Raw genomic sequence first — 20,889 nt, 5'->3', positions numbered from 1 at the left:
TCTTCTAGAGTGAGATGAGTATAGTTCATGATGCAACTTTGACTTTGGTCGGTCGGAAGCAAAATGCTAGCTCATCTTGCTTCCTTCCAATAATTTAATCTCTGTTGCACTTCATTTGAGAATCTAAGGAAATAAAAAAACGTCAGCTTTATATTTTGTATGCTATAGGCAATGATGGGCAATTTTTAGGCCGTATCTATCGCATGAAAATTAGCACACAAAAGAAATTTTTCTAAAAAAAGCTCAATATTTTCCACTAACCTTATATTCATCCATAAAAAAATTTCAGCATCTCTACATCAAATTACTTATCAGGCTTTATCTCTAATTATGAAAATTTGAGCCATCCTAATTTCCAATCGACTGATCCAATCATGATATTTTTTGTAAAAAACATGAAGAGTTTATGAATAAATTAGACGGATAAACAGTCATTTATAATTATAAATAAAGTTAAAACAGATATTGAAAGAAAAACTATTTGAATAAAAACATCAAGTTAAAATATCATAATAAGAGAATTTAACACTTTTACAAAAGCCCACTATGTAACTCCACCAAATCTCCACAAACCCCACCTATGATGGCTTCATTGAATAAATGAAGGGTACTCCCATGAAAAAAATGATTTCTACATTGATGATCGGTTTGATTGCAGCAACAGCAACAATGTCTGCTATGGCAGCACCATCATACGATCCTCAGCACCCACCTGCTCCGCAGCATTTTGATAAAAAACCAATGCCACCGAAACATGGCATGCAACATGGTCCTGAGCATAAGGCGCATTTTGATAAAAAAGACCATAAAGGGTTCTTTAAAAAAGATAAGCATCATGACAATGGTCCACAACATAAAGTTCCACCAATGCCACCTAAACATCGTTAATCAAAAAGAGCGCTTCGGCGCTCTTTTTTTATGGTCAGATATTTTCAAAGATTCTGGCTACTGCACTTCAGCCAATAAAGCCTGAGCCGCCATTTTCCCCAGCGTATTGGAGGCTAAAGGGCTGTCTCCGGTAATCAGCTTACGGTCCTGAATACACTGCCCTGACATCTCTTTATTCACCACCTCGACGCCCAGTTTTTCTAAGCGCTCTGCCAATAACCACGGCAACTCACCTGGCATATAACCGATATCAAGATTGGCACCCTGATCAAGCACATCCGGGAAAACACACATTTTATAACCTTTAAAAAGATAGTTTTCCGGTGCTTCATTGAACGCCGCAGCCAATAAGCCCGCAGGCCCATGGCACAGGGAAATCACAAACTTGTCTTTTGCTACCGCCCATTTTAATAACAGTTTCAGGTCTTCACTTTCAGGCAAGCCAATTAAAGCCCCATGCCCGCCAGGAATAAGCACTGCCAGATAAGGCGAATCTTCACCTAGCCCCGTCTTTAACACCTCTGCCAGTTTTAAAGGTTTCTTAAACTTGTTTAAATATTTCTCAAAGGTTGCCGGTACCACAGGGTCTTCATGCGGCATCGCCCACATTTCGAGTTTAACTGGATTGCCAGACAAGGTCGCAATATCAATTTCAAAGCCTGCGCGGTCTAAATGATACATAGGCAGCAGCGTTTCTACGGGATGATTGCCGGTAGAAAAAAATTTGCCATTTTTCATAAGCAAATAACGCTCATCACTCGCAACCATGAGAACTTTTTTATGGCCGCTATAGGGGTTTGGATAGTCTGTACCATCAAAATCGGTCTTACTGGCTGTATATTGAGAAAGTGAATAAGGTGAAGGAAAAAAAGCATTATCTTCGGCTAAATCTGGTGTCGGGTTACGATCTTGTGTGTTCTGTGTCATTCTGACTCACCTTTTATATCCTGGTCGTTTTCGGTTTTTCTAAACTTAAAAGCCTGTGATATCTGTCATTTCTTCAGCATAACAAAGTTTCAAAAGTGCTCTGTTTTAAGATGTAAATACGTTTTAAAGTCAGGAATAGTATTAAAATTTAAGCAATAAAAAGCCCCGACATCCTGTCGGGGCTTTTCGTATTGGTTAGCTTGGTATAACTCCTGTCGTACCTTAACCCTTCCTTGTACTTATCTTTTTTGTTTTTATTCTTTTGGAGCTTCCTGCTCTCTATGTTTCACATCATAAGAAATAAGGCCTAGATGGCCTAGACGCAAAGCACCTGAATTGATGTGAGCAAATGCGTACAAGATTGATTAAAAACCATCCTTTTCTATGTGTAGGAATTGGACATAGTTTTGCCTGGGGAAGGCTGAGAACACTGAACCAAATTTCAATTTGATTAGACATTGATCTGATTTATTGGCGAAATATTCTAGAATCGCTCATAAAAAAAACCGACTTGTTTCAAAGTCGGTTGAACGAGATCGTTCCAGAGGGTATAAATCAAGATAAGATACTGATCTTAAAGTAATATTAAAAACGTATTTCGTATAACGACCATTATGTTAAATAATTTCATAAAATCTGAAATTTAAAAAATGAAGTACTATTTATTTTTTAGCTGTAACAGCCTTAAAACAAGGCTAGGGGTTAAAATAGACGTATAAGATTTTGCCAATTGAATAACTTTAAATTTAGACTCAATTTTTTGAAATATAACAATATTATCTTTGGAATTGGCTAAATTGGGTTTATCTGCCTCTTCAAGAAGATAATTAGTTATAGCACTAACTGCCTCTGGATAGAGAGGAGCTAGGCGTTTCTTAAATTTTATGACATTTGCCATGATCTATCACTTAGTCTTTTTTTGAGTTTTATCTGCTTCATTTAGTAAGAAATCTCTTGTTTTTTTTACAACCCCATCTACTCCACCTAAAGTTTTTAGGCGACCATTTCGAGCAGCACTTCCAAATGTCATATTCCCTGTTCTAGGGTTTAGGTACGGTTTACAAAAAGAATCACTCATGAGTTATATCCTAATGATTTAGCTATGATTTAAAAATTTAGTATGAATGGTTTAACTTAAAATAAATTATTCCTTTCAACTGTATTTACCTTTGATTTGTGATACTCGACCTGGTGATAAGTTGTATCTTTCAGCAATATCTTTATTACTTTCACCAGATCTAGCTTCTGCCATAATTGCCGTATCTCTCAATTCTCGACACTGTTCTTGTAATGCTGAAATTTGTTTCGATTGACTACTAATTTTCTGATTTTGCTTAGAAAAACCTTCCTCCATATCTCTACGTAACTCTTGTTGAGCCTCAGCAATTAAGGTTAAAGCATCTAAAACTTTTTGATTACTACGTCTGCTCATGATAAAACCAAAAATTTAATTTACTAAATTAAATTTATTTAATTTAGTAAATTAATGCAAGTTTTTTTAGGGAAATATTTTTAAATGCTGCTAAAACTAACATAATGCACGTTATACGAACTTTAAAAATTGATCCTATAGTATTAATTTTTATGTATTTTTTAAAATTTAAAGCCTAGATATGGATCTAGGCTTTTTTATAAAAGTCACTATACTAAATAGGACGCTATTGATTAAAACCTAATGATCTTGCTTTTTCACATGGAGAATCAAAGTCATCAGAATTCAAACCTTTATTCGCAAGGAATTGTTTACACTCATCGATATAATCAAGTCTCCGATTTTCCTCATCAATATTTTGTAGAAATCCCTCTACTCCATACTGTCCATACTCATAATAATCATCAACATTATACCCTTTTAACTCTAATTCTTTATCTGTGCAATTATCGAACTTGCCACGTAAGTAATTGATATCATGAATCCATATTTTATTTTCTTTAATAAAATACGATCCATTATAGCCCCGACTATCTAAAGTTTTAATTTCGGTATAATGGAGTAATAGTGCTAACTCAACACTATCTTCATACGATTGTTGGCTAAGCATTTATTTATATCCCGTATTGATGCTGGTGAAGTAGTAAAGTTTTTAGATCAAAATAAGTTATTTGTTAATGAGCTTAAAGTTTAGTTTTCCTAAAATTAACATAATACACGTTCTACGAAATTATGTTAATTTACATTTAAAATCAATATATTGACGCAATATTAAAAACCCAAACCTCAGTGTTTGGGCTTTTTTCATGATTGATCACGTTCCACGACCATGATTTCATCCATGCTCACCCTATGGATCAAATCAATCATCTCACCCTATATCAAAGAAACTCTTCCAGCACAGAGTTTAAAAACACATGACCCTGTTCAGTACAAGAAAGTCGATGTGGCTCATCCACCATCAACTTACGCTCCCGAAGCGAAGCTAATAAACCTTTTAAATTATCTAAATTCAAACCTGTACGTTCAACATACAGCTTAGCATCGACACCCTCATTTAAACGCAGCGCATTCATCATAAACTCAAACGGCATGTCTTCATCTGCAATCTTTTTAAATTGTAGATGTTCGGCAGGAACTTTAGCCAAATAGTCTTTTGGCAAGCGGGTTTTCTGAAAACGGTAGACGCCATCAGGCTTGGTCACTTTGCCGTGTGCCCCTGCCCCAATTGCCAGATAATCACCAAATTGCCAATAATTTAAATTATGCGCAGACGGTTGTTCCTTGCGCCAAGCTGAAACTTCATAGTTCACAAAACCTTGGGCTTTTAAATAAGCCTCACCTTGTTCCTGAATATCTTCCAGAACATCGTCAACCGGTAAAACTGGTTGGGTACGGAAAAATACCGTATTCGGCTCAATGGTCAGCTGATACCATGACACATGTGTTGCGCCATTTTCCACCGCCAGTTTTAAATCAAGTAAAGCCTGTTCTATGGTTTGCTCCGGCAAGCCATGCATCAAGTCGACATTAACACGTTCAAAACCCGCTTCTTTGGCATGTTGAATGGCTTGAATGGCATCATCATTGCTATGAATACGCCCTAATTTTTTCAGCTGATCAGTATTAAAACTCTGCACCCCGATAGACAGACGGTTAATCCCTGCTGCTAAATACCCTGCAAATGGATCATGTTCTACCGTACCCGGATTGGCTTCCAAGGTAATTTCACAGCCTTGTTCAAAAGGCAGCATGGCTTTTAACTGTGCAAATAACCATTCATACCCTTGGGCAGAAATCAGTGATGGCGTTCCTCCCCCAATAAACACACTATGAATGGCACGGCCTTGGGCAAAATCGAGCTGCGTTTTAAAGTCTTCCACCAAAGCCTGCAGGTATTCCTGCTCTAAATCTAAAGACAGTTTTCCATCCGGCACCGCATGCGAATTAAAGTCACAATACGGACACTTGCGCACGCACCAAGGCATGTGAATATATAAAGATAGTGGAACAGATGCAGGATTTAATTCAGCCAAGGAACAAGCTCAAGACAATAAAACAGGAAGATGCATATTTTAACATGACTGCATCAAGACGCTAAGGAATACTGCTCATGATTGTTTTAGACTGAGAAAAACCCAACAAGAATAAATGCTTAATATGATGAAAATATCCGCGCAGCTGTTATTGCTGATGCCTCTGGCCATGGGCATTGGTATTGCCATGACCTTTCAAACCGCAATTAACACCCAGTTAAGAGAATATTTATATTCACCATTGCAGGCCGCGCTTTTCTCTTTTTTGGTTGGTACAATAGTGCTGGCTATATTGGTGTTTTTTCAACCGACTGAAAAACCGAATCTTCAAACTTTTCAGCAGATTCCCTGGTTTTTATGGTTTGGGGGATGTCTGGGAGTTTATGCAATTAGTGTCAGTATTTTTACTGCACCCAAACTTGGTTTTTTAACCCTTTCAGGTTTAATTATTTTTGGTCAGGTCGTCACTTCGATGTTCGTGGACCATTTGGGTTTGCTCGGTACAGAAAAAACAGCAGTCAATTGGCAACGCCTGTTAGGTGGCGTGGTGATTTTTATTGGTGTGCTTCTCACTTTACAACGCTAACACCTCATTATTCTAAGCACATGATGAGTATTTTTTGTGGCTAATGTCTCGTCGGTTACAACGACCCGTTATGAATTAAAACAACTTTTTCATTTGATGATTCCTATTTTGGTCACTCAATTTGCCCAAGCTGGTCTGGGACTGATTGATACCATTATGGCGGGGCATCTCTCCCCAACAGATTTAGCCGCCATTGCGGTAGGGGTAGGTTTGTGGATTCCGGTCATGCTGCTGTTTAGTGGCATCATGATTGCCACTACGCCACTGGTTGCCGAAGCCAAGGGCGCACGTGAACCTGAAAAAATTGCCAGCATTGCCCGTCAATCTTTATGGATTGCTTTTATTTTAGGCATCATGGCTGCACTGATTTTACAAGTACTGCCCTTGCTACTACCTGTTTTAGGCGTTCCTGAAGTACTCTTACCGAAAGCCAGCTTGTTCCTGCATGCCATTGGCTTAGGCATGCCCGCCGTCACCATGTATGCAGCGCTGCGTGGTTATTCTGAAGCACTAGGTTATCCACGACCAGTTACCGCAATTAGCCTTGTTGCATTGATTGTCCTGATTCCGCTGAACTTTATTTTTATGTATGGCTTGGGTCCTGTGCCTGAGCTGGGCAGTGCCGGCTGTGGTTTTGCTACCTCTATTTTGCAATGGTTGATGTTTATTGCACTTGCCGCTTATGTCTTTAAAGGCTCTGCTTACCAGAAAACCCAGCCTTTTCGTGCATTTGAAAAAATGAATCCGTACTGGATTAAGCGTATTATAAAACTGGGCTTGCCCATTGGTTTGGCGATCTTTTTTGAAGTCAGTATTTTCAGTACCGCAGCGATTATTTTAAGTCCACTGGGGGAAACGCTGGTTGCCGCCCACCAGATTGCCATTTCCGTAACTTCGCAGCTGTTTATGATTCCGATGTCGCTGGCGATTGCCTTAACCATTCGCGTGGGCACCTATTATGGTGAAAAGAATTGGCAAGCGATGCACAAGGTTCAGTATCTTGGCTTAGCCACCGGCACTGTTTTTGCGCTGGCAACGATGGTACTGATCTGGGTGTTCCGACCTGAAATTGTGGCAATTTACACCTCAGATTATGATGTGGCACAAGTGGCAATGTATTTGCTGCTGTTTGCAATTGCCTATCAGCTGATGGATGCCTGGCAAGTCAGTGCCGCAGGCTGTCTGCGTGGTATGCAGGACACCAAAGGTCCCATGTGGATTACCATGATTGCTTACTGGGTGATTGCTTTCCCGGTCGGGATTTATCTGGCACGTTTTACCGAAATGAAAGCCGCGGGCGTTTGGGTGGGCTTGATTGTCGGTTTAACTGTCGCCTGCATCCTGTTGCTGATGCGTTTATACATGAACAATAAGCGACTCCGTCAGGGCTATGCTTGATAAAAATATATGTAATAAAAAATTGAAGGGCTGTGCAAACAGCCCTTTTCTTTGCAATGCTTGATAACGGCGCAAATCACTCAGGTCATTTATCCAAATGGTGATTATTATCCATTTACTCAAATGACCGCTATTATCCATTGATAACCAATTACTTAACAATTAAAAGTAGGCAGTTTTGCATTTGTCGCCTATGATCATAAAAACCCATCTATGATGATCTTGAGGAATATCGCATGGCAAAAACGGCTAGCACACCCGGTCGTCGCTTTATGAAACTTGCCAGTATGACGGCGAGCATTGCAACTAAAACAGTCTCAAACTCGATCAAAAATTTTAATGCCGATGAAGAACAAAAAAATGCCTCGCGCAGTAAACTTTTTCAAGATATAGGTATGCAAATTGCTGACACACTGGGGGAAATGAAGGGTGCCGTGATGAAAGTGGGGCAAATTGCTTCACAATACAAAGACATATTCCCGCCTGAAGTCGCGCGTGCCATTGCCAAGTTACAACGTCAGGCTCCGGCAATGCCTTTTGCTGAAATCAAAGGCCAAGTAGAAAAAGAACTGGGCAAACCACTCAATCAAATCTTTAAACACTTCGATGAACAGCCATTTGCTGCAGCTTCTATTGGCCAGGTGCATAAAGCAATTTTGCCGAATGGCCAGCAGGTGGTGGTCAAAGTGCAATATCCGGGGGTGGATGAAGCCTGTGAAAGTGATTTAAAACAGGTCCGTCTTGCCCTGCGTCTGATGGGTGTACTGAAAATAGATCGTAAATTGCAAGATCAACTGTTCAAGGAAATTCAGGAAAGTCTGGATAACGAACTGAACTATCAGGTTGAAGCACAAAATCTGGAAGTAGCACGTACCTTTCACCAAAGCTTGGATAGCAAGATTATTATCCCGCAAGTCTATAAAGACTATTCTTCACGGCATATTTTGACCTTGAGTCTGGAACAGGGTGAAACTATTGAAACCGCCAGTACTTGGTCGCAAGATACTCGCAATGAATTGGGCCGTCGTCTGTTCCGGGCTATAGGGCAAGAAATTTTCTACCTGAAACGTTTCCACTGCGACCCGCATCCGGGCAACTTTGCGTTTCGTGAAGATGGTACGGTCATTATTTATGATTACGGCGGTGTGAAAATTCTGTCTACTGAAATTGTCTCCAATTTCAAAACCCTGATTAATGCAGCCCGTGAAGGCAATATTGCCGAAATGGAACAGAAGCTGGATGAACTGCATTCACTCACTGTGAAAGGCAAATTCCCTGAAGATTTATATCGTCAATGGCTGGAAGTGCTGATGCGTCCACTCACCACGCTGTATGATTTTGAAGAAAATTCGGCCCATCATGATGGGATTGAGTTACTTAAACCTTCTTTAAAATACTGGGATGTCTTTAAGCCTTCACCTGATACCTTAATGGTGAATCGCACGGTATCCGGTCATTACTGGAATATGATTCATTTAAAAATGCATGACAACCTGAATGACCTGTTTGATGAATTGGTGCCACCACGTCAATAAGCTTCTTAATAAAACCCAAATCGAAATATCTATTTGGGTTTTATTTGCTAAAATAATTGTTATGTTATAACATATCTAAATCAACAATAATTTTGGAGCTTAACATCATGCGTCCTAATATCCATCCCGAATACCGAGAAGTTCTGTTCCACGACACCAATGCCGATGCTTATTTTATTATTGGCAGCACTTTGCAAACCCAACAAACCAAAAACTATCAAGGTCAGGACTATCCCTATGTAACTCTGGATATCTCCAGTGCTTCACATCCGTTTTATACTGGTGAGCAACGTCAAACCAGTAACGAAGGTCGTGTGGCAAGTTTCAACAAACGTTTTGCACGTTTCAAACGCTCACATTAAATTAATATTCAGTTAAGCTGAGCTTGTTATTTTTTCATTATTCAGAAGCCTAAGCACCCTCCTCCACTTAGGCTTCTTTTTTTATACTGCCATTTTTTATTGTGCAAAATATTTAGCTTTATTTACTGTGGAGTAGCCACTGAAACAGATAAAAACCCACGGCTAAAACCACCACGCCCATAATGACACTTGAAATGACATAAGTTAAAGCCAGTGCGGTTTGACCATGTTTTAGCAACTGGAAGGTTTCCAGACCGAAACTGGAAAATGTAGTGAAGCCACCTAAAATGCCCACCATCAAAAACAGACGTGCTTCATTTTGCAAGACTGGAAATTTCTGGCTATAGGCAAAGAAAATCCCTGCCAGCAAACAGCCACAGAGATTAATCCACCAAGTCGTCCACGGAAATACGCTACTTGGCTTCAGTAAAACTATACCTGCACCATAACGTAAACTTGCACCAATCGCCCCACCCAAAGCCACCAACAGCCAATTCATTGTTATTCCAGTTTATTGCATCAAAAATATTTTCACTCACGTTGATAACGTGAATCCGATATTTAATATACAACATAAAATCGCTCAAGAAGGACTAAACCCGACTACAAAAAATTGTTATATTCGTCATGCTTTAAAGAAGATTTTTTACGGATTAAGAAAATGATGGCTCAAGATTTATTGGCACAGCTTCAAGCAGGCGAAGCAAAATTTGCAGACGTGATTGCATTTATTGATGCACGCTATAACCACACCGCAACAGCATTTAAAAATGGTCAACAAGCCAATGCTGCAACAGAAAACCAAGGCAGTGCTAAAGTCTTTTCTTTTGCCAAACTCAACGGTCTAGATCAGGCAGAAACACTCAGCTTGTTTGCTGAACATTATGCAGCAGTATTGGCAACTCCTGATTCGACAGATCATCAGAATATTCGCCAGTTTATGCAAAATGGCTGGGACGGCATTCAATTTGAAAGTCAGGCTTTAACTGCAAAGTAAGCTTCTTTCATAAAAAAACCTCTTGGATAAAGACGTTTTTATTTCATTAATAACCCACAATTTAATTAAAACAAGCTTTAGATACACGGGTGTGGCATGGATGCCACACGTTACCCATCACGACAGGACGTTGTGTATGGGTGACAAAGGCTTTTGCCTACTTTTGACCTCTCAAAAGTAGGATCAAAGCCTACGCAAAGTATTTTTGGTGTTTTAAATAAAGATGAGGCTATGCAGACAACTACAACTGGTTTTAGATAAGTATTACACTGTCAAACGAGATAAGAGTGAACTCGAATAAATTAATAAAAACTTAAAATCCATCTGCTAGAGCAATTTAATACGCATCCCTTTTATATAAGGCCAGAATCCTCAACATATATTTTGAGGATAAAAGTAAAAAAAATTACAGACTGATTAAATCAAGACACCCGAACTCGGCACGACCATTCATCAATCGCATTCTGTTCCCATGCACGGCCATGTTTCACGTGAACCCATTCTTCACCCGGTTGCAGCGCAGTAAATCTAAACAATTTTTGTCCACCGACACCCACCATCGGCTGCTGGCTTTTGACCTGATCTTGCTGATAAATTTCTTCGACTTTTAATATATTTTGCGGCTGTGCCACCTGCCAGATATAACCTGTGCTTGGATTTTCCGGCAGGGTCAATTCAAGCGTCTGCCCTACCTTCATATCAAGCAAGGTTGGACATTTCTGTTTCAGCGAATAGACATGAGTTTTGCCATCTACCGTTGGACTCATACTGCTACACCCCGCCATAGACAAACCCAATATTGCCGTAAAACACGCCGCTAACATTTTCATAATTTAATTTTTTAACTCTATTCAAAACTCTATTTTTAACGCTTGATTCGGGTACATAGTGAAAGGTGATTAACCTTTCACTCTTTCAATCCACTCAATAGAACTGACACGAAATAATTCACATGCACCATCACCGGTATCGGTTGGGGTTAGAGATGAAGTCCAGACCAGGTCTTTATCTTTAATTTCCACCAGTTCGCCTGTTAGACGGACCAAATCACCACGCTTCACATGTTTAATCTGTTTGGCAATTTGTGGATTTGCTGGAATGATGTGCATATTCGACACCATCTGTATGGCCTGTTCTTTTGGTACAGGCAGACGATCAATCTTCCAGTTTAAATAACGGTCATATTGATTGACCGAGATATGGCGTGCAATTTCAGGTTCAGCAAATAAGCCCCAACTGACCGCATAATCAATCGGAGAAAACTTGGCTTGCTCATCACTGGTATAAATTTTTGAACCCAAAATACGAAAATCGCCTTTAAAGGATTGCAACTTTTTGATTGATTGATCTTTAGCAACCGGCGCCAGACCTTTGGCAATATTATAATCCACAGAGGCGCTGGCACTGATTTGCAGCATACTGGCGACCAGTAATGTACCAAATAATAATGGTCTAATCATCTTCATGCCCCCTTAAAAATATCTGAATTTCTGAGCTCATCTTAAATCAGTAAGCTTAAATAACTATATGGACTTGGTAACAATATAGATATATTCAGTCACTTTTTTGTCTTATAAATTGACATTCATTTCTATTAAGCTAAAGCCCTATAAAGAAAGAAAAATTAAGTGATCAATGATATATAAATTTTACCAGCAACATATTTTCCCGCATTTACTGAATCAGGTGATGCAAACTCCCAGCCTGATGGATCAACGTCGCAAATTGATGTTGCCCATTTCAGGTGAAGTGCTTGAGATTGGCTTCGGTACGGGTGTGAATCTGCCTTTTTATCAAAATGTCGATACTGTGTATGCGCTTGAACCAAATGCCGATATTTATCAACTGGCAATGCAACGGGTGCATGAAAGTGCGATTCATGTTCAGCATGTACAGGCCAGTGCAGAAAAGCTGCCATTTGCGGATAACAGTATTGAAAATATTGTCAGTACCTGGACACTATGCAGTATTGAGCATTTACCCCAAGCCTTAACTGAATTGCACCGGGTACTCAAACCGGGCGGAACCCTGCATTTGGTCGAGCATGTGCTGTATCAGGACCATAAAGCACTGCAGCATTTACAGAATTTACTCACGCCGATTCAAAAACGGCTGGCTGATGGTTGTCATCTGAACCGCTATATTGAACAGGCCTTGCAGGATGCCCATTTCCGCTTTAAAGAAAAGCAGTATTTTGATGCGGCTGGCATTCCTAAAATTGCACAGCGTATGTTATTTGCCCGGGTGCAAAAATAATAGACCTCTTTCATAAATCATTTTCAATGACTACAAGTTTTCAGAATGCCAAAATTAAAAATAGATTTTAGTGGGTAGTGGATTCATGAGTGTGGCATGGATGCCACACATTTCCCATCACGACAAGGAAGTCGTGTATGGGAAATAAAAGGTTTTTGTCTACTTTTGACCTTTCAAAAGTAGAGATATTGCCTATACAAAGGTATTAAAATAAAATCAATTAAATATGAGGCAGTGCTGATTTAAAAAATCGAATATTGAGAATTTTTCAACTTATGAAAGACATCTAATGATATTGAGTTGAACGGCGTTTGAGCATCGCCGTTTTAATCTTCAAAATCGATACGCACGGTTTCAAAACGCACCCGACCTTCCCGAATGGCCTGGGCAATCGCCTGCTGTCCTTTGGTCAGACGTGCGCCACCACTTTTAATATCAATCAGCACCACTTCAATATCTTCGGGACGTCCTTCACCATCACGCAGGTCGGTATAACCATCAAATACCACATAATCGACCGGATCACCCAAAAATTTGGCATCACTGGGCAAGTATTGAAATTCAGGCATGATGGGTGCCAGCTGCTCGGCCATTTTTCCTTTCAGTACTGCACGACTGGTGTTGACACTGCGCTTCTGTGCATGTGCCAAAGCCTGCTGATGTTCCAGTTCCAGTTCCGCAATGTATTGCTCATACTCCGCTTTGACCCGCCCATTGCGGGTATTGCTTAAAATCAGCGTGGTTAAAACCACCCCAATGCATGCCCCAATTAACATTGCCATCCAAATGGACATTCTTTCTTCCTAATTCCAAAATTACCTTCAGATATGCCTATAGACTTTTGTCATGGGTCATATTCACCGCGTCAAACAATGATATGCTAGCACCGAGCAGAATAAAATCGTCAGGGTCATGAAAACTATCTTAATTGCCAACCAAAAAGGTGGATGCGGAAAAACCATTACTGCCATTAATCTTGCTGCCGCTTTGGCACAAAAAGGATATAAAGTCGCATTGGCAGATGCTGATAATCAGAAATCTGCCCTGCAATGGTTAAAACAACGACCCAAAGAGGCAGCAGCCATTCAAAGTCTGGACTGGCGTCATGAAAAATCGATAGGTGATGTGCCTAAAAATATTGAATATCTGATTATTGATGCACCAGGCGCATTATCGGGCGAACATGCAGAACAATTAGTCAGCGAAGCACATGCCATCATTACCCCATTACAGCCTTCATTTTTTGATATCGACAGCACCCGCCGTTTCCTGAAACATTTACAGGACATTAAACGTATTCGTAAAGGCAAGGTGCAAATTTTACTGCTCGCAAACCGGGTAAAACCGAACAGTGCCAGCTCCAAAGATATTCAGGAATTTTTTAGCAAGATTGAACAGCAACCGGCGGCCTGGATTTCTGAACGTAGTGCTTATGGACAGCTGGCTATGCAGGGTCTGACAGTGTTTGATAAAAATCAGAAAATGTATCTGGGCATGCAAGAACAATGGCAACCTCTGTTAAATGCCATTATTGAAGATCCTAGTGCCTGGTTTTAATCGCATTGCGGTGATTAAGCGGGAACATTTGAATTGAACAGTTCAAGAAATATTCATCATAACTTACCAAGCTCTCGTTTTCGGGAGCTTTTTTTTCGGTTAAGATGAACGCCGAACCAAGGAAATAGTCAGTGAATTCAGTGCAACATTACGCGCCTACATTACAAAAAGTTTTATTGTTTGGACTATTTTTTGTCCTGATGTATTTGAGTTTTAATGTACTTAAATACTTTATTGTTCCTGTGGTTTGGGCGGCAATTATTGCGTATGTCACGTGGCCGCTGTATCAGTCTGTACTTCGATTCTGCGGTAACCGCCCAACCTTGAGTGCAACGGTCATGATTCTTTCCGTGGTTCTTATTCTGGGTTTACCGATTATTTTTGCCATTTTCATGTTGCAACATGAAGGTCGCAACCTGTATTACGAATTACAAAAACAGGTCTTTTCCGGCCATCTGAATGTGCCTGATTTTATCCGCCAGTTACCTTTTATTGGCAAAGAAGTGTCTCGAACCTTAAGAGAAATTAACCAGGATCCGAACAGTATCGTTCAATCAGTATCTTTATGGGTGCAAGGGCATTTAAATTACGGCAAAATCGTGCTCAATGAGATCAGCAAAAATATCATCAAGCTGTGTTTTGCAGTGATGTCGTTATTTTTCTTCTACCGTGATGGCCAGACCATTTTAAATCAGGTCAGCAAAGCCCTTGAAATGGTAATTGGCCCACGCATCCATCATTATCTGGATACGATTTCGGAAACAACGCGTGCTGTGGTTTATGGTGTCGGTATGACCGCCATTGCCCAATCGATTCTTGCGGGCATCAGCTATTTTGTTGCCGATGTGCCTAACCCGATGGTGCTGACCATTGTTACTTTCTTATTGGCACTGATTCCTTTTGGACCTCCAGTGGCCTATACCTCTGTTTCGCTATGGTTATTTTCTCAGGGACATACTATTGAAGCCATTGGGGTCATGGCGTGGGGCGTGTGTATTGTCAGTACTGCTGACAATGTAATCCGTCCACTGGTGATTTCAGGTGCGACCCAAATCCCGTTCTTGCTGATCATGTTTGGTGTGCTGGGTGGACTGGCCAGTTTTGGCATGGTCGGACTATTTGTCGGACCGGTTATTCTGGCGGTGCTATTGGCGATTTGGCGTGAATGGTTGCATGAAACCAATGAAGCAGAAGGTTTGATGATGCCCAAAGCCACCCTCGCGCATGATATTGATGATGAAACCCGTCACCCTGATTGATGTTCAGGCAGTTTATTAAGAAACTTATACATTCAACTACTTAAATAACCTAGTGTTTTGTGCAGTCCTTTGTTGGAATAAGACACATCATAAAAACAGTCAGGATGCTTCAAGACATGAAAACATTATTTAAACTGAGTGCGATTGCCGCATTCAGTTCATTGGTTTTAGCAGGCTGCGCGAGCACAATGCCAATGCATGACAGCAAAACTCAACATGTAACGGTGAATGCGGTCACGGCCCAAGGTGTAGGGGAAAAAATCGGGACAATCGAACTGAGTGACAGTCCTGCCGGTCTGGTACTGAATACCCATTTGACAGCCTTACCACCCGGTCCTCACGGTTTCCACATTCATGAAAAAGGTTCATGTGAACCTGCTGTAAAAGATGGAAAAATGGGCGCAGCAATTGCCGCGGGTGGACATTTCAATCCGAATCAGGCACCGCATCATGGTACCCCGGTAACGGGCCATATGGGCGATTTACCATTGATCACTGTCGATGCTGCGGGTAAATCTGAAGAGAAACTGGTGGCGCCGCGTTTAAAACTGGCGGATGTTCAAGGTTTGGCTATTATGGTTCATGCCGGTGGTGACAACTATGCCGATCAACCTAAACCTTTAGGCGGTGGCGGAGACCGGATTGCCTGTGGCCTGATTAAATAATCAGACTCAACATCTTTTATAAAAAGCAGGTTAAAGCCTGCTTTTTTGCATCAATAAAGGTCTAATTTTTTCACCACTATTCAAATAATTCATCGCATCATAAATTGACACGACAGTTAAAAAAGCTCAGGCTTATATTCACAATAATTGCACCTTAGAAAAAATCGTGAATAGCCTGAAAGACTTACTTCAACGCTTTAAATCCAATTCCATTTTCATTTATTGTTTGCAAATTTTTATTGTGCTGACCGGAACCACCTTAGGCTTGCTGTTTCTCGGTTATGACGCCTTAATTGTTCCGGTGACTTTGGGTGCGATTGCCACTGCCCTGACCGACTTTGATGATCGTTTAACTATCCGACTGCGTAATCTGGTCTATGTCTGCATCCTGTTTTTTGGGGTCAGCAGTATTCTGGATATCCTCTATCCCTATAAACTGCTTTTCATCCTGTATTTATCACTTTCCAGTGCTGCTTTTATTTTAATGGGAGCGCTGGGACAACGCTATGCCACCATTTCTTTTGGCACCATTTTACTGTCCATTTACACTATGTTTGGACTGGGTGAATACAGCGAATGGTACCAGCAGCCGAGCTATTTTGTACTGGGTGCGCTGTGGTATGGCCTGACTTCAATTATCTTTTATTTACTTAAACCGACGCAGGCAGTTCAGGATAATCTGGCGGAAAATTTTAATGCCATTGCCAATTTACTTTTGGCTAAGGCCCGTCTGTTTGACCCGGATAATACCGATAATATTGAACCGCTGCTGTATGAGCTTTCCTTAAAAAACAGTGAAGTGGTACAAAGCTTAAATACCACCAAAGCCTCGTTACTGACTCGCTTAAAGGCATCTCGTGCCAATAAAAACACCATTTACTGGCTGAATCTTTATTTTTTAGCGCAAGACATCCATGAACAGGCCACCTCAAATTATCTACATTACGAAACGATTCATCAGAACTTTAGCCGTACCGACCTGATTTTTCGGATTCAAAAAAATGTCAAACTGCATGCCCTGTCCTGTCAGAAACTGGCTGAGGCAATTCTCAGACATCAGACTTATCCCTCCAATCCAGACACGGATATTGCAATTGCTAATCTGGAAAGCTCGATTCAATTATGGATCGCTGAAAATCCGCAAAATATTGAAGTGAAAAACCTGCTGCTGATTTTGCGGAATCTGAAAAAAATTCAGGAACAGTTTTTAAATTTAAGTCATGAGCAAAATAATTATCGTCAAAACTATTTGCAGCATCAGGAAAACCTGAACCTGCTGGATGATGACATTCATGACATGCCGGATTTATGGCTAAAACTAAAGCAGCATCTTGGGCCGCATTCAGCGCTGTTCCGGCATGCCGTCCGGATTGCCTTTGTTTTTACCGTCAGCTATGCCATCTCCTTATTGCCTTTTGCCAAAAATGGCTACTGGATTTTACTGACCAGTTTATTCGTCTGCCAGATCAGTTATTTCGCCACCAAAAGCCGTTTAAAACTGCGGACTTTAGGCACCGTTTTAGGGGTACTGCTCGGCATTCCGGTGTTATATTTTGTGCCAAGCATTGAAGGACAACTGGTACTGACCATTATTTTTGGGGTGTATTTTTTCTACTTACGTTCCAAAAAATATGCCATGGCCACCCTGATGGCCACTTTAATGGTGCTGCTGATTTTCAACTTAAAAGGTGCCGGTTATGCCATCATTTTACCGCGCATTATCGATACCCTTTTAGGCTGTCTGATTGCCTGGTTCGCGGTCAGTTTTATCTGGCCGGACTGGAACTTCCGCAATATTTCCAACACCATCAAAAAGAGCAATCAAGCCACTTTGGACTATTTCGATGCGGTGGTGAAGCAATACCAATTTGGCAAAAACAACAGTCTGGATTACCGCCGGGCACGTCGTACCGCGCATAATGCACAAATTGAACTGTCGAGCATGATTTCCAGCCTCAGTACCGAACCGAATCCCAATCAGGCGCTGATTCATTCCGCCTTTCGTTATCTGGTGTATAGCCACAGCCAACTCAGTTATGTTTCGGCTTTAGGCAGTCATCGTGAACAGGTTCAGGATATACAAGTGCTGGATTTAATGTTGTGGTGTAAAAATACCTTATTTGCAGTACTGCTCCAGCAACAGGCCTTAGATGAAAACCAGATTCAGGGCAAACTGCAAGAAATCAAGCAGATGAGCGAACAAGAAAATCTGTCTGAAGATTTATTACTGGTACTGAAACAGATCAGTCTATTACTGGAAACATTACCTGAATTGTTAAATTTAAGAACAGCATTATGGGCGCAGGAAATTAAATAATCCGAGTTAAATACTTGGTATAAGTGTTTGATATATTTTATGAATATATTAAATTTCGATTCACCATTGCAGTAATATTAAGTACACTGAGGGTTCATTCTCATTGATTTAAACATGACCATGAACATCCAAACGTTACGTGTTGTCGGTTTTTTAGAAGGCCTTTCCTTTCTCCTGCTCCTCTTTATCGCCATGCCGATGAAATATATGCTGGATAATCCGATCTTGGTGAAATATGTCGGTATGGGGCACGGCGTACTGTTTATCCTGTTTTTAATTGTTTTGTTTATCGTGTGCGAAAGACAGAAATGGTCAATTACCATGTTTATTCTGGGTTTAATCGCATCCATTTTACCGTTTGGAACCTTTATTTTCGACCGTAAATTAAAGCGCTTTGAACAGCCAATCGCTGAATCCGAGGCATAGTTTTTTTTATTAAAGGGCTATTTTCTTTTTTTAGCGAATAATAAGGATCCCCGCTCATCCCTTGTAGAATATTTTTCATCTTCCACAGGAATAAGATACTGATTTCAAACGGGTATATTCCCCTCCTTTCAGCAGGGGTTAGGGGAGGTAAAAGTTCTGGTTATATTGAATAATACGGCTTCCTAATCGAGATAAATTTTATGATTAACCTCATCCCTTGCGCAATATATTCTTCATCTCCCACAAGGAGAAGGAGCTTTTCCTAAAACTCCCCCTTCTCCACCCGTTCTTTTAAAATCTCTTTGAGCATCGCTCGAGGGAAACTAAACCACAGTACAATTAAAATAAAACAGGCCACCGCATAGGCCCAAAGATGGTATTGCTCATACATCACCCGAACCAGTTCAATAATAATAAAGAAGCTGAACATCAACAGCATCGAAACGGCGGCTGCGACTGTGCCTTTAGAAACTTCAGATGACATCAGCGCAAAACGGTACAGCACGGAAAAACTAATGCCCTCACCAAAACTGATTAAAGTCATACCTGCAATCAGGCACCAGATTAAAAATTCTTGCCAAATCACCCCGGCAATTAAAATAACCGTTCCGAGTAACATAATCGGCAAGCCAATCAGCACCGATTTCCCCAAAGCCAGTTTGTCGATAATTTTAATCAGCACGATATTGCCAACAATTAATCCACCCAAGACCGGAAACTGTGCCAGACCATATTGCATGCTGCTCATACCCAGTTCTTCCACCAATATGACCGGTGAAAGTGCAATCCACAGCATTAATGGCATACTGACCATGGGCAGCGCCATAGTCATGATTAAAAAACGTTTGTTTTTATAGACCTGCTTAAAGTCATCCAGAATATAACTAAAGGGTTGCTTGGGGATGCTGACTTTGGCTTCTGGCATTTTGGCTTTCAGCCCAAACCAGCTTAAAAAGGCTAAAAATGCGATACCAATAAAGCCCCAGTGCCATGACACATGATCAATCAGAAAAGCCCCAATCACCGGCCCGAGCAAAGGTGCAAGTAATGAAATATTGGCCATCAGCGCCATGACTTTAATTGCGTCGCGCTCTGCAAAGTTTTCCTGAATGGCAGCATAACCGACAGCAGAGATCACCGTAAGGCCGATTCCCTGAAAAAAGCGTAGCGCTAAAAAGCTTTCAATATTTTTGGTCAGCAAAATCAGTAAACAGCACAATACAAAGAACAATACACCGGCAAGCAGGACTTTTTTACGTCCCAATCGGTCGGACAATGGACCAAGCAACCATGCCACACATGCCCCACCCAAGAGATAAAATGACATGGAAGATGGTGCCCATGAACTGCTGACGCCAAAGTCTTTGGTAATGGCGAGCATGGCAGGCTGAACTAGGTCGTTGCCGATATAGACGGAAAATTCAAACAGCACCAATGCCAATGGGAACATCAGCGTGGCACGGTTTAAGGTGGCGGTTTTAACATTTTGCATTGTTTTTCTACATATATTTAAGGCGTGGAGGGCTACGCACTATTTTTAGGGAGAGAAGCGTCAGCCCAATGACAAGCATTGAGTTTTTAGAAATTGAGTAAGAAAAATACGCTTTAAAACAAGCGATTTAAAACACCGTATTCACAAGATGTCTAAATAAAAAATTCGTGAGAATAGTTGATCTCAAACAAATACACCTACTTGGTTGAGTAGGTGTAGTTTAGCAGAGACACTGAAAAGAGAGAAATTAGGCTTCTTCACATTTTGGTAAATCTACGGGTGTAATATTATTTAATTTAGCTATATCAGGATTTGGTTCAAATTTCAGCCAACCTTTTTTCATCCATTTTTCTACTTTTTCCTTCTCTAAAATATCCAAAAGGTTAGCTAAGGAATCAAATTTTGCTTGTTTATTAAAATATAAAACTATAACTCTAACATTTTGATCTTCATCAGCATTGAAAGAAAATAATTCTTTAATATATTGTTCATCAGATGAATCTAAGGAATGACCCCATATATAAAAGTTAAAATTAGTACCCAAATCTAAATAATCACTTGAACTAACCCGAATCGCGGATAAGAAAATGACTTGAAAAATAAGAGGACTAGAGCCATCAGTTGAGTTACCACACAAAACCTAAAGCCCTAGTCCTGATGTTCAATAGTACCGAATTATTCTGCGTAATTGATGATTTCTTTCTGAAATTTGAAGCAACTTATTGGAAATTTCTCAAACAAAGCCGTCATTCGTTA

General features: G+C 40.5%; 24 protein-coding genes and 1 pseudogene. 13 read left to right on the top strand and 12 right to left on the bottom strand.

Features of this window, described 5'->3' with window-relative positions:
* Nucleotides 1-615 precede the first annotated feature (615 nt).
* Nucleotides 616-888, top strand: a complete 273-nt coding sequence (locus FB6_RS16295) for a hypothetical protein (RefSeq protein ID WP_174560933.1) — start codon at nt 616-618, stop codon at nt 886-888.
* A 57-nt stretch (nt 889-945) separates the two neighbouring features.
* On the opposite strand, the gene hchA is transcribed toward FB6_RS16295, so the two are convergent.
* The 6 genes from hchA to hemW form a co-directional block, all read right to left on the bottom strand.
* Nucleotides 946-1,815 (bottom strand): glyoxalase III HchA, encoded by an 870-nt coding sequence (gene hchA, locus FB6_RS16290; RefSeq protein WP_174560932.1) that lies wholly within the window; start codon nt 1,813-1,815, stop codon nt 946-948.
* Between the two features lie 658 nt (nt 1,816-2,473).
* On the bottom strand, nt 2,474-2,713 hold the full coding sequence (locus FB6_RS16285; RefSeq protein WP_174560931.1) for a hypothetical protein: 240 nt from the start codon (nt 2,711-2,713) through the stop codon (nt 2,474-2,476).
* A 6-nt stretch (nt 2,714-2,719) separates the two neighbouring features.
* Nucleotides 2,720-2,893 (bottom strand): hypothetical protein, encoded by a 174-nt coding sequence (locus tag FB6_RS16280; protein WP_174560930.1) that lies wholly within the window; start codon nt 2,891-2,893, stop codon nt 2,720-2,722.
* Between the two features lie 75 nt (nt 2,894-2,968).
* Nucleotides 2,969-3,247 carry a hypothetical protein gene (locus FB6_RS16275; protein ID WP_174560929.1) on the bottom strand — a complete coding sequence of 93 codons (279 nt, stop codon included), beginning with the start codon at nt 3,245-3,247 and terminating at the stop codon, nt 2,969-2,971.
* 226 nt (nt 3,248-3,473) lie between these two features.
* The gene (locus FB6_RS16270; protein ID WP_174560928.1) at nt 3,474-3,857 is read right to left on the bottom strand and encodes a hypothetical protein; all 384 of its coding nucleotides are present in this window, start codon (nt 3,855-3,857) and stop codon (nt 3,474-3,476) included.
* Between the two features lie 271 nt (nt 3,858-4,128).
* Nucleotides 4,129-5,283 carry a radical SAM family heme chaperone HemW gene (hemW, locus tag FB6_RS16265; protein ID WP_174560927.1) on the bottom strand — a complete coding sequence of 385 codons (1,155 nt, stop codon included), beginning with the start codon at nt 5,281-5,283 and terminating at the stop codon, nt 4,129-4,131.
* A gap of 124 nt (nt 5,284-5,407) precedes the next feature.
* On the opposite strand from hemW, the gene FB6_RS16260 reads away from it, so the two are divergent.
* From FB6_RS16260 to FB6_RS16245, 4 genes are all read left to right on the top strand, one after another.
* Nucleotides 5,408-5,869, top strand: a complete 462-nt coding sequence (locus FB6_RS16260; protein ID WP_174560926.1) for a DMT family transporter — start codon at nt 5,408-5,410, stop codon at nt 5,867-5,869.
* 36 nt (nt 5,870-5,905) lie between these two features.
* Nucleotides 5,906-7,267, top strand: a complete 1,362-nt coding sequence (locus tag FB6_RS16255) for an MATE family efflux transporter (RefSeq protein WP_302476195.1) — start codon at nt 5,906-5,908, stop codon at nt 7,265-7,267.
* A 236-nt stretch (nt 7,268-7,503) separates the two neighbouring features.
* Nucleotides 7,504-8,802 carry an ABC1 kinase family protein gene (locus FB6_RS16250; protein WP_174560925.1) on the top strand — a complete coding sequence of 433 codons (1,299 nt, stop codon included), beginning with the start codon at nt 7,504-7,506 and terminating at the stop codon, nt 8,800-8,802.
* Nucleotides 8,803-8,909: 107 nt separating this feature from the next.
* A complete protein-coding gene (locus FB6_RS16245; RefSeq protein ID WP_174560924.1) occupies nt 8,910-9,164 on the top strand; it encodes a type B 50S ribosomal protein L31 in 255 nt (84 codons plus the stop codon).
* A gap of 118 nt (nt 9,165-9,282) precedes the next feature.
* On the opposite strand, the gene crcB is transcribed toward FB6_RS16245, so the two are convergent.
* A complete protein-coding gene (crcB, locus tag FB6_RS16240; RefSeq protein WP_174560923.1) occupies nt 9,283-9,663 on the bottom strand; it encodes a fluoride efflux transporter CrcB in 381 nt (126 codons plus the stop codon).
* Nucleotides 9,664-9,828: 165 nt separating this feature from the next.
* On the opposite strand from crcB, the gene FB6_RS16235 reads away from it, so the two are divergent.
* Nucleotides 9,829-10,161 (top strand): HopJ type III effector protein, encoded by a 333-nt coding sequence (locus FB6_RS16235; protein WP_174560935.1) that lies wholly within the window; start codon nt 9,829-9,831, stop codon nt 10,159-10,161.
* A gap of 422 nt (nt 10,162-10,583) precedes the next feature.
* On the opposite strand, the gene FB6_RS16230 is transcribed toward FB6_RS16235, so the two are convergent.
* On the bottom strand, nt 10,584-10,991 hold the full coding sequence (locus FB6_RS16230) for a protease inhibitor I42 family protein (RefSeq protein WP_174560922.1): 408 nt from the start codon (nt 10,989-10,991) through the stop codon (nt 10,584-10,586).
* Between the two features lie 69 nt (nt 10,992-11,060).
* Complete coding sequence (locus FB6_RS16225) at nt 11,061-11,621, bottom strand: hypothetical protein (RefSeq protein WP_438819976.1); 561 nt, start codon at nt 11,619-11,621, stop codon at nt 11,061-11,063.
* 175 nt (nt 11,622-11,796) lie between these two features.
* Here FB6_RS16225 and FB6_RS16220 point away from each other — a divergent pair, with 175 nt between their 5' ends.
* Nucleotides 11,797-12,417: a class I SAM-dependent methyltransferase gene (locus tag FB6_RS16220; RefSeq protein ID WP_174560920.1), complete on the top strand. Its 621-nt coding sequence runs from the start codon at nt 11,797-11,799 to the stop codon at nt 12,415-12,417.
* Between the two features lie 326 nt (nt 12,418-12,743).
* On the opposite strand, the gene FB6_RS16215 is transcribed toward FB6_RS16220, so the two are convergent.
* The gene (locus FB6_RS16215; protein ID WP_174560919.1) at nt 12,744-13,211 is read right to left on the bottom strand and encodes a Holliday junction resolvase-like protein; all 468 of its coding nucleotides are present in this window, start codon (nt 13,209-13,211) and stop codon (nt 12,744-12,746) included.
* 118 nt (nt 13,212-13,329) lie between these two features.
* Between FB6_RS16215 and FB6_RS16210 the strand changes: the two genes are divergently transcribed.
* The 5 genes from FB6_RS16210 to FB6_RS16190 all read left to right on the top strand — a co-directional run bounded on the left by FB6_RS16210 (nt 13,330) and on the right by FB6_RS16190 (nt 18,641).
* The gene (locus FB6_RS16210) at nt 13,330-13,974 is read left to right on the top strand and encodes a ParA family protein (RefSeq protein ID WP_174560918.1); all 645 of its coding nucleotides are present in this window, start codon (nt 13,330-13,332) and stop codon (nt 13,972-13,974) included.
* 131 nt (nt 13,975-14,105) lie between these two features.
* Complete coding sequence (locus FB6_RS16205; protein WP_174560917.1) at nt 14,106-15,233, top strand: AI-2E family transporter; 1,128 nt, start codon at nt 14,106-14,108, stop codon at nt 15,231-15,233.
* Between the two features lie 116 nt (nt 15,234-15,349).
* Nucleotides 15,350-15,898 carry a superoxide dismutase family protein gene (sodC, locus tag FB6_RS16200; protein WP_174560916.1) on the top strand — a complete coding sequence of 183 codons (549 nt, stop codon included), beginning with the start codon at nt 15,350-15,352 and terminating at the stop codon, nt 15,896-15,898.
* 166 nt (nt 15,899-16,064) lie between these two features.
* A complete protein-coding gene (gene yccS / locus FB6_RS16195) occupies nt 16,065-18,215 on the top strand; it encodes a YccS family putative transporter (RefSeq protein ID WP_174560915.1) in 2,151 nt (716 codons plus the stop codon).
* Nucleotides 18,216-18,335: 120 nt separating this feature from the next.
* Nucleotides 18,336-18,641 (top strand): DUF3817 domain-containing protein, encoded by a 306-nt coding sequence (locus FB6_RS16190; RefSeq protein WP_174560934.1) that lies wholly within the window; start codon nt 18,336-18,338, stop codon nt 18,639-18,641.
* A 262-nt stretch (nt 18,642-18,903) separates the two neighbouring features.
* Here the strand turns inward: FB6_RS16190 and FB6_RS16185 are convergent, their stop codons facing one another.
* Together FB6_RS16185 and FB6_RS16180 are read right to left on the bottom strand one after the other, a co-directional pair.
* A complete protein-coding gene (locus FB6_RS16185; RefSeq protein ID WP_174560914.1) occupies nt 18,904-20,133 on the bottom strand; it encodes an MFS transporter in 1,230 nt (409 codons plus the stop codon).
* Between the two features lie 247 nt (nt 20,134-20,380).
* A complete protein-coding gene (locus FB6_RS16180) occupies nt 20,381-20,770 on the bottom strand; it encodes a hypothetical protein (RefSeq protein WP_174560913.1) in 390 nt (129 codons plus the stop codon).
* 20 nt (nt 20,771-20,790) lie between these two features.
* Here FB6_RS16180 and FB6_RS16175 point away from each other — a divergent pair.
* A pseudogene (locus tag FB6_RS16175) lies at nt 20,791-20,889 on the top strand (IS982 family transposase); the annotation flags it as partial.

The sequence above is a fragment of the Acinetobacter bouvetii genome (genome assembly GCF_902753875.1).
Classification (GTDB): Bacteria; Pseudomonadota; Gammaproteobacteria; order Pseudomonadales; family Moraxellaceae; genus Acinetobacter; species Acinetobacter bouvetii_A.
The sequence above is the reverse complement of the archived record's forward strand: the minus strand, read 5'-3'. Positions and strand labels throughout refer to the sequence as shown.